Annotated in this window: 7 protein-coding genes; 5 read left to right on the top strand and 2 right to left on the bottom strand. The window is 42.5% G+C overall.

Going from position 1 to position 10,335, the window contains the following annotated elements; all coding sequences use genetic code 11:
• From ACTIE0_RS20550 to galE, 5 genes are all read left to right on the top strand, one after another.
• A partial coding sequence (locus tag ACTIE0_RS20550; protein ID WP_439516967.1) for a DUF29 domain-containing protein occupies positions 1–388 on the top strand: 388 nt, incomplete at its 5' end.
• Between the two features lie 125 nt (positions 389–513).
• Positions 514–1,068 carry a DUF29 domain-containing protein gene (locus tag ACTIE0_RS20545; protein WP_273248761.1) on the top strand — a complete coding sequence of 185 codons (555 nt, stop codon included), beginning with the start codon at positions 514–516 and terminating at the stop codon, positions 1,066–1,068.
• 450 nt (positions 1,069–1,518) lie between these two features.
• A complete protein-coding gene (locus ACTIE0_RS20540) occupies positions 1,519–2,124 on the top strand; it encodes a fasciclin domain-containing protein (protein WP_006670845.1) in 606 nt (201 codons plus the stop codon).
• 76 nt (positions 2,125–2,200) lie between these two features.
• The gene (locus tag ACTIE0_RS20535; protein ID WP_006616978.1) at positions 2,201–2,578 is read left to right on the top strand and encodes a V-type ATP synthase subunit I domain-containing protein; all 378 of its coding nucleotides are present in this window, start codon (positions 2,201–2,203) and stop codon (positions 2,576–2,578) included.
• Positions 2,579–2,598: 20 nt separating this feature from the next.
• Positions 2,599–3,597: a UDP-glucose 4-epimerase GalE gene (gene galE / locus ACTIE0_RS20530; protein WP_006616977.1), complete on the top strand. Its 999-nt coding sequence runs from the start codon at positions 2,599–2,601 to the stop codon at positions 3,595–3,597.
• Here the strand turns inward: galE and ACTIE0_RS20525 are convergent.
• Both ACTIE0_RS20525 and ACTIE0_RS20520 read right to left on the bottom strand, forming a co-directional pair.
• Entirely contained in the window at positions 3,594–4,820 is a 1,227-nt protein-coding gene (locus tag ACTIE0_RS20525; protein WP_006670844.1) for a lipid-A-disaccharide synthase-related protein, read from the bottom strand. The genes galE and ACTIE0_RS20525 overlap by 4 nt on opposite strands.
• Positions 4,821–4,854: 34 nt before the next feature.
• The gene (locus tag ACTIE0_RS20520) at positions 4,855–10,191 is read right to left on the bottom strand and encodes a PAS domain S-box protein (RefSeq protein ID WP_006617061.1); all 5,337 of its coding nucleotides are present in this window, start codon (positions 10,189–10,191) and stop codon (positions 4,855–4,857) included.
• Positions 10,192–10,335: the final 144 nt, after the last annotated feature.

Raw genomic sequence — 10,335 nt, 5'->3', positions numbered from 1 at the left:
TGAACAGTTAAAAGAAAATCAATTTACTCAAGTTGATGTCGCCAATTTGATTGAAGAAATTGAAAGTATGGGAAGAAATGAAAAACGGGAATTAAAAAGCCGTTTAATTGTGTTGTTAATGCACTTATTAAAATGGCACTATCAACCCACAAAACGCAGTGAGAGTTGGCGCAGCACCATTACAGAACAACGGATTTGTATTGAAGGTTTGTTAGAAGACAGTCCCAGCTTGAAACCTCTACTTACAGAAGTATTTAAAGATTGTTATCAAAAAGCACGTATAAAAGCGTCGGATGAAACAGGGATTAAGTTAAATTTTTTGCCAAAGGAGTCACCCTTTAGTTTAGAGGAAACTTTGGAATCTAGCTATCTTGATGATGAAAGATAATACAGCCTATATTAATAATTTTCGGGACGGTTTCTGCTGGCAATTATCATCCTCAATTATTAATTATTAATTATTAATTATTAATTGTAGGGGCGGGTTCTGCTGGCAATTCTCGTCCTCACGACTTGATTAATAAACCCGCCCGCCCTCACCAGAAAGCGGCTTCGGAATGTGGTTTATGGTTTGATAAACTTCTAGGCGGGTTGAGCGATCGCCAAGGATATGGGTATTCTATGAAAACACCAAATAATTTATATGAGGAAGATTTTTACCTCTGGACACAAATCACGGCTGAACAGTTAAAAGAAAATCAATTTACTCAAGTTGATGTCGCCAATTTGATTGAAGAAATTGAAAGTATGGGAAGAAGTGAAAAACGGGAATTAAAAAGCCGTTTAATTGTGTTGTTAATGCACTTATTAAAATGGCACTATCAACCCACAAAACGCAGTGAGAGTTGGCGCAGCACCATTACAGAACAACGGATTTGTATTGAAGGTTTGTTAGAAGACAGTCCCAGCTTGAAACCTCTACTTACAGAAGTATTTAAAGATTGTTATCAAAAAGCACGTATAAAAGCGTCGGATGAAACAGGGATTAAGTTAAATTTTTTGCCAAAGGAGTCACCCTTTAGTTTAGAGGAAACTTTGGAATCTAGCTATCTTGATGATGAAAGATAATACAGCCTATATTAATAATTTTCGGGACGGTTTCTGCTGGCAATTATCATCCTCAATTATTAATTATTAATTATTAATTATTAATTGTCGGGGCGGGTTCTGCTGGCAATTCTCATCCTCACGACTTGATTAATCAACTCGCCCTACCTGACAGACTCTGGGGACGGACGTTAATAACTGCGATTTTGTTCCCGTTGATAATTTCCTTGATGTGATGACTAATGCAACGATTAGGAATGTTAATAGCGACACCTTAACGTTGACTTGCAGCCAGGTTAATGATGATGGGTTGACTATGGCGGGTAATGGGCTATAATTATGATATTTCCGCTAATCGTGGAGATTTTTGGGGGAGGGTGTAGACGATTATCCCTGACCGGGGAAATAATTGTGGTAATTATGACTAGGATGGATTAATCAACTATCAGCTTCATTGGGGAGTGAAAAAACATGGCTATCTTTAGTGGTACGAATTATCTGGGTAAAATTGCTGTGTCTCTGGGAATGGGAATGATTCTCAGTATGTCGGTGGGAACTGGGAGGGCGATCGCAGAAAGTTCCCCAGAATTGCAGTTGGGCTGGGAATCAGACCAGCGGGCGGAATTTGCCCAATTTCCAAGCGATCGCGTCAGACGGGCGGTTAATCAAAATGTGATGAATTTACTGCTAAATGATGGCCGTTTTAGTACCCTAGCCACGGTTTTAAGACTGACGGGATTAATGGATGTTCTCCGCCAAGAGGGTGTATTTACTATCTTAGCCCCCACAGATGAAGCCTTTTCTAGACTTCCCAGGACGGTTTTAGAAAACCTCCTCAAAGGTAATAATATCGAACAGTTAATTAGGATTATGAGGTATGATGGAGATGACAGTGATGCCATCACCTCGGAGGAGTTAATATATAGATATTTGGCAACTCAGGAAAATTTGTCGATTCCGGTGGAGGTGGGTTCGGAGACTATCACAGTTGAAGGGTCCCATAGTATGGATGCCGATATTCAGACAGAAAATGCCTTGATTCATGTCATTGAGCAATTAATTATTTTGACCAAATAATCGGCTCTGGTGTTACAATGGGGTGAGGCTGCATTGATGGTCAATAGAGGCCCTGAACTCTCAAGGAGATGATTTTGTGAACCAGGAACGACCAACCCTACAATTTAACTGGTCAGGAATTGGCAATTGGATCGTGGTTATAGGAATCATGGGTTTGTTAGCCTCAGTTGGTTTGGGCTGGCTAGTCAACTCGATTCTGATTCTGATTGGTCTGGCTGTCATCACCCCCATTATTTTAGTGTTTGGGGCGCGGTGGTGGCTAAACCGGAATTTGATTGAAGATTCCTGTCCGGTCTGTTCCCATGAGTTTATAGCCCTAAATCAGACTCAATGTCAATGTCCGAATTGTGGTGAGCCTATTCAAATTGAACAGGGACGTTTTACCCGTCTGACTCCACCGGGAACTATTGACGTTAAGGCGGTTGATGTTTCGTCACGAGTCCTAGAAGATTGACAATTAAAGGATGTTTGAAAGTGTCTGAAAATCAGGTAAATGTCTTGGTTACGGGAGGGGCTGGTTATATCGGTTCCCATGGGGTTTTGGCTTTGCAACGGGCGGGTTATAATCCGATAGTTCTTGATAATTTGGTTTACGGACATCAAGAATTGGTGGAAGATGTGCTGAAGGTGGAATTAATCCAGGGAGATACTAACGATCGCCTTTTATTGGATCAGCTATTTTCTAGCCGGAAAATTGACGCGGTGATGCACTTCGCCGCCTATGCTTATGTGGGAGAGTCGGTAACTAATCCTGAGAAATATTATCGTAATAATGTGGTGGGAACTCTCACACTTTTGGGGGCGATGAACTCGGCGGGAATTGATAAGTTTGTGTTTTCTTCTACCTGTGCGACCTACGGGGTTCCCCAAATTATTCCGATTCCTGAAAACCACCCCCAAAATCCCATTAGTCCCTATGGCGCGAGTAAGCTAATGGTTGAACGAATTTTGGCGGATTTTGACACGGCTTATAATTTGCGATCGGTCAGTTTTCGCTATTTTAATGCTGCTGGCGCTGACCCTGATGGATTACTGGGAGAGGACCACGACCCGGAAACTCATTTAATCCCCCTCACCCTATTTACAGCCCTAGGAAAACGAGATCATATCTCTATTTTTGGAACTGATTATCCGACTCCTGACGGTACTTGTATCCGCGATTATATCCATGTTAGTGATTTGGCAGATGCTCACGTTTTGGGGTTACAATATCTATTGTCGGGGGGGAAAACTGAGTTTTTTAACCTCGGAAATGGTAAGGGTTTCTCGGTTCAAGAAGTGATTGAAAGCGCTAGGGAAATCACGGGACGAGAGATTAAAACGGTAGAATGCGATCGCCGCCCCGGAGACCCCCCCAGTTTGGTGGGAACTAGCGAAAAAGCCCAGGAAATCTTGGGCTGGAATCCTCAATATTCCCAAATTCACGATATCATTAGCCATGGCTGGCAGTGGCATCAAAAACGTCATGGCTAACCCTTGACATTTGGGAAAATTTGTGATATGAGATAGTCAGCAATACGATCGCCTGCCCCGGCTTCACCGAGACGGCGGCGACCATTAGCGGCAATAGTGGCTAGTTGTGGGGAGTCCTGTAGAAGCGATCGCACCACTCCTGCCACTGCTTGGGGATTTTCGGCAAGAATTAGTGACGGACCGAGTAGGCGACTTTGTGCCTCAGCAAAGGCTGGTGTAAATTGCGGACCTTTTCCGGGAATAGCGATCGCAGGTTTTCCCAGACCGACAAACTGTTCGGTAGCCGTCCCCGCCATAGCGATCGCCATATCGCCTAGGTGGAGACAATCATTAAACCCCTCACGGGTCAGCAGCATAGTCATTTGGTCGCGCTGAAACAATTGTTGTTCCTTGCTGGTATGACCATCAACTGGAACCCACCCGGTCGCCTTCAGAACCGAACCGAAGGGGTCTAAATCTAAACTAGGTGCGATCGCAGCCAAACACCGGAGGGGTGATATTTTTAGCTGCGATACTGCTGCTAGAATTAACCGCCAATTCTCATAAGCCTCTGGACTACGAGAACCCGGCAATAAAGTCAAGTTTAACACACCCGGTGGCGACGGCGCAATAATTCCCCCAGGTTCCAAATTATCCATCATAGGATTACCCAAATCAACAGCCGGAATTGACCACCTTTGCAGAGTTTCCGTGGTCAGTCTATCGCGGGGAAACACCACCCGACAACGGGGATGAGTCATTAACCAACGTTCCCAGGGTAAATATACGGAACCTGACCACCCCTCCCATTTTTGCCACCAGGACTGGCGAGATAACTGTCCGTTTTCATCCCGCAAATAATATTCAGATTTCGCCGTCCCCACAAAAGCATATTCTGCACCACTTAACCAGGCTAAAAATAGGGGGACAATATCCCCCACCGCCAAAATAAATCCCCCCTCTTTCCCCCACTGGCGGACGGTCTGCACCTGGGAATATAATAACTGTAATAACCCCCCTTTCAAATCTCCCAGGAGTTGGGAACTGTCCATATAAATAAATCCCCCAGAAGGCATTTTTTGGACTCTCCCAATAATCGGAATATCCGGTAATTGCTGGTAGGCTTTTCCTTCCCCTACTAAGGGTAAAGCGGCTAGGTTATTAACTGGTGTTCGCAGATGTTGCAGTATTCTGACAGCGATGATATCTTCCCCGTGACCATTACTTAAACACAATAGTTTCATATTCCTGAATGCTGCATCAATTATAAGTCTCCAATTATAAGTCTAAAATTTCCTGAATTTTGGCGTTGAGTTGTTTTAATTTAACGGGTTTGGCTACATAATCATTTGCGCCAGCTTCTAGGCATTTTTCGCGATCGCCTGTCATAGCCAAGGCGGTTAAGGCAATAATTGGCACTTGGGTCATGGTGGGGATTTGGCGGATACGGTTAATTGCTTCTAAGCCATCTATTCCCGGCATTTGAATATCCATCAGAATTAAATTAGGAGATTCTGATTGTGCTAAATCAATCGCCTGTTGACCGTCCTTAGCAATAATTAAACGGTAGCCTTTAGCACCCAAATAACTCGACAAACTCATGATATTAGCTTCGTTATCTTCAGCAATTAAAATCAGGGGAGAAACTTGAGCCACATCTTCAGTTTTCGTCAGGAAATCCGAGGTATTAGATGATAGATGGGGGGTGTTAGTTCCGATTAAGATATCATCACAAGGAATCTCAAAAATAAACTGACTTCCTGACCCCACTTTACTAATCACATTAACAGTACCTCCGTGCATTTCGACAATGCGTTTAACTAGGGATAATCCTAAACCTGTTCCCTCATATTGACGATTGAGAGCGCTATCAATTTGAGTAAAGGGTTTAAACAGTTTTGATAATTGTTCTTCATTAATACCAATTCCCGTATCAATCACAGCAAAACGGACTCGGGATTTATCGCTGTCTATCGGGGGTGGCTGTAACTTAACTTCCAGGCTAATTTTACCTCGGGATGGGGTGAATTTAACCGCGTTATTGAGGAGGTTAATTAACACTTGACGCAGGCGGCGTTCATCAATATATAAGTCTGGTAAGGCTTGGGGAATTTGTACATTAATGGAAATCCCTTTTTTAAAGGCTTGCTGCTTAATAAAAGCTATACTAGATTGACACAGGGGGCGAATCGAAGTATAATTAAGGTCTAGTTTCATTTCCCCGGCTTCAATTTTAGCCAGATCTAAAATATCGTTAATTAATTCCAGGAGATGACTGGCGCTGCGTTCAATAGTTTGTAATGCTTGTTTTTGCCGATCGCCTAAAGTACCAAATACCTCTTCTTGCATACCCTCAGTCATTCCTAAAATAGCATTAAGGGGGGTGCGTAGTTCATGACTCATATTGGCGAGAAACTCATCTTTCAGACGGGTAGCGCGCATCAATTCCTGATTAGTCTGGCGCAGTTTGGCTTCGGTTTCTCGGCGATCGCTAATATCTCGACAGACACAAATTAACAGGTTATCTTCCGTTAGGGTCAGAGATAATTCTTCCGCAAAACTCGTCCCGTCTTGACGAGTGGCGATCGCTTCTCCAGTCCAGTAGCGATCGCGCATTACAATCGGGAAAACCTCATTTTCAAAGCGTTGAATTTCTGTAGGAGAATAGATTTTTCTCCAACTATGACCGACTAAATCTTCAGGTTCAGAATAACCAAACATGACCAAATGAGCGTGATTTACATACTGATACAAATCATCCTGAACAATAGCAATACCATCCCCCGCAGCTTCAATACTCGCCAACTGTTTAGCAATTTCCTGTTCAGCGGCTTTCTTAGCCTCTTCCGCCTCATTTCTTTTCCGGTGTAAACGATACCCTTCAATTAAATTGCCACAGGTAACTAAAAAGGCTTGTAAATAATCAATCATTTCCTCATGATAGCCACCTGGTTTATTGGCAATTCCCACTATTCCCACGAGAGTCGAACTGCTAAAAAATGGCAACCCCAAAAAACTATTTAAAGGGGGATGACCATTAGGAGTCCCTCCCCGGCGTGGGTCACTGCTAGGACTGTTAGCTATAACAGGTTTCCCGGTCATAATTACCGCCCCAAATAAGGTATTCATATTATCAAATTCCATGCCTTCTTCATGGTTTTCTTGATAAAATTTCTCCGTGGCTTCATCCCAAGCCACATTACTTATGCTATGGGTTTTTAGATAAGGAACTCCCCGAATTTTTAGGAAAGTTTCTTCCATGGTTGCTCCCCCATTATCTCGGAACATTACCTCGCCAATAAAGCCATATTCACTATCAGTTAAAGTTAGCAAGCTGCTAAGTAAACCATCAAAAATAGTTAGGCGATTTTCCGATGTAATAAACTGGGATTGTGCGAGGGTAATTGACTGTAGAAGGTTGTGGTTTTTTTCTAAGGCTATTTGCGCTGATTTTAGGTCGGTAATATCAAACAAAGTTGAACGACTATAAAGATATTCACCTTGGGGATTATAAACGGCGCTATAATTCAAGAGTACCGGGAAAACGTGACCATTACTACTAATCATCTCCAGCAACATATCTTTGAGATATCCTTGCTGTTTAAATAACTCAAAATTACTCTCAAATATCTCTCGACTGTCCGGGGTGAGAAAATCTGCTAAACGTCTCCCAAGTAATTGTTCACGAGAGTATCCTAACCATTGCAGTTCCGTATCATTAACTTTGACATAGCGACCCTCAGCATCGAGGGAATGATAGCCACAGGGTGCTTTATTATATAAGTCCTCAATCTCATGGGAATAGTCTAATAGCCTAGCTTCCGCCTGTTTGCGAGCGGTGATATCAAAGCGAATAGCTAAATATTGAGAGACTTTTTTATGGGAATTTAAAAAAGGGACAATGGTACTTTCAGTCCAGTAAATAGAACCATTTTTAGAGCGATTACAAATTTCTCCATGCCAAACTTTACCACTAGAAATAGTCCGCCATAAATTCGCGAAAAAACCAGGGGGATGGCATCTTGAGTTAACGATACGATGGCTTTTACCGATTAATTCTTCCGAGGAATAACCGGAAATTTCACAGAAGCGATTATTGACGTAGGTAATCACTCCACTCGCATCAGTAACAGCTACGATCGCTGAATGGTCTATGGCTAACTTTAGATCGGATAACTCCCTTAGTAATTGTTGGCGGTCGGACTCGGCTTGTTTACTCTCGGTAATATCAACATTAGTACCGATCATCCTTTGAGGTTCTCCTTCGGGGTTGCGAATAATTAGAGCATTTGCTTTAATAAAAACTATAGAACCGTCAGGACGTACAATCCGAAATTCTGGATTAAATTCCCTTTCCCCTCGCAGACTTTCCTGTAAAATTGCCTGAGTTAATTCAGCGTCTTCTGGGTGTAGGGAGTTTTTCCATAATTCCACTGTCTGGGGACACTCTAAAGGTGAGACTCCATAAATTTTATACATCTGATCATCCCAGGTTAGATGATTCTGAGAAATATCCCAATCCCAAATTCCCATTTGGGCTGACTTAATCGCTAATTGTAGGCGATCGCTAAGGTGAGAAAGTTCCTGGGTTCGCTGTTTGACCGTCGCTTCTAAAGATTGATTAAGATCTTGTAATGCGGTTTCCGCTTTTTCCCGTTCACAAAGTGCCGCTTTCTGTTCGCTAATATCTGTAATAGTACCCACATAGCCATTTACTGTTTCTTCTACACTAAATTCCGGGACAATTTGACCAAACACCCACAACTGATTTTCCCCGGCTTCTAAACGATATTCTTCCTTAAATGGGTGATGATTTACTTGAGTCTGTTTCCAGGCTTCATTAATGCGATCGCTATCTTCAGGATGCACAGAAATTTGCCAAGATAAACCAATTGTTTCCCCAGGAATACGTCCCGTCATCTGACAATATTCCTCATTGACATAGATACAATCACCCTCCTTATCCGTCCGAAAAACTCCCACCGGGATTAAATCTGTCAGAGTCGCATAACGTTCTTCTGTTTCTTGTAAACAGGTTTGAATTTGTTGGCGTTCCTGTAGTTCCCTTTGTAGGTCATCGTAGGCGATCGCTTGTTGAATAGCGATCGCTACCTGTAGCGCCAACTGTTGGACTATCTGGATTTCTTCTGATAACCACAGCCGCGTATTACTACATTGATGAATCGCAAATAAACCCCACAAACTCTTAGATTGGCTTTCCGCTTCATGGTTAGATAAAACAATTGGAACTACTAAATCTGCTCGGACTTCAAATTGTTTGAGCAGAGATAAATGACATTCACTTAATCCCACCTGATCAATATCTGGTGCTACGAAAATCTTTCCGTCTTGATACATTGATGGGTTGTCCTGAAAACAGGTATCTTTAATATTTTTATCTAAGCAGGATGTATAGGGTTCCATTACTGATTCCGCTACGATATCACCGCTCAAATCTGGGTTGAATTGGTAGATTACTACCCGATCACAATTTAACAAAATCCGGACTTGTTTAACCGTTTCCTCCAGGATTTCCGGTAAATTTAACCAAGACCTAATCCGGTTGGTAATCTCAAATACCAGTTGTTCTCTGTGGTGCGCCTGTTCTAGTTCTAAAGTCCGTTTTTTGACCTGTTCATCTAGTTGTTTCGCCTGAGTTTCTAAAATGCTAATTTTTTCTAATTCTAACTCCGATATGCGACCATCTAAAATCTTCGTCATTTTATACAGATCCAGAGGATTTAGCACTTTGAGCATACTGGTTTGGGTCACTATCCCTAAGAGTTCACCATGGGAACCTGTGACTAGAACTCGCCGGATATATTGGGATGACATCAACTCATGAATTCTCCACAGATTCTCATTGGTGGCGACCGAGAACACTGGGGTACTCATTAACTGTTTACTGCTATAGTTTTCTAGGTCTAAGCAGAAGGTATTAAACTTGACAATATCTCCCTCGGTCAGGATCCCGACCGGAACATTGACAGCCGTTGAATTGTTCACGAAATCGGTTTCTACTAAAACTACACAATTGACCCGGTATTGTGTCATTAAACAGGCAATTTCTAGCAGGTTACTCTCAGGACTAGCACAAATAACCTCTGTTGTCATTACCTCTTCTACCGTTCGTAATCTCAGCAGGTCTATGGGGTGGCTAATATAACGCAGAGTTTCATGGGTTATTAACCCTACTAGGCGATCGCTATCATCCACTAGCGGTAGGTGACAGATTTGATTTTTCCTCAGCAAATCAATCACTTCAAAAAAGTCGCTCAATTCTGACTCCCTCCAGCTTAATACTGAGGCGGTCATGACTTCCCCTACCAATAACTGCTCTAAGGGTCTTTTTTCTGTACAAAGTCGGATGATATCTCCCTGAGTCAGAATACCTACTAATTGCTCCCCTTCTACTACCAAGACGCAACTGGAACGCGCCTCTCCATAAACTTCCTCTAATAGAACACTGGCTTTTGATGATATACTACAACTGGCGCGACTTTCACTCATCAGCGCGATCGCTTCCCTCGCCGTTGTTTCTACTGTTACTAATAACGGCTCTCTAATAATCGCGCTTTCTAATTCGGTCAGGGTATATGATGAGTTGCTTGCCATAGTCTTTCACCACGAAGCGTGGTATTGATAAAACTGCTGCCTATTATATGCCTCTTAATTATAATTGAAATAACTCTTTCTGTCAACCAATTAACTTAATCTTGAGGTGGAGCCCTTGCCAAAGTCGGTTAAATGTGATAAGGT

The organism is Limnospira sp., assembly GCF_051859755.1.
GTDB lineage: Bacteria > Cyanobacteriota > Cyanobacteriia > Cyanobacteriales > Microcoleaceae > Limnospira > Limnospira fusiformis.
The sequence above is the reverse complement of the archived record's forward strand: the minus strand, read 5'-3'. Positions and strand labels throughout refer to the sequence as shown.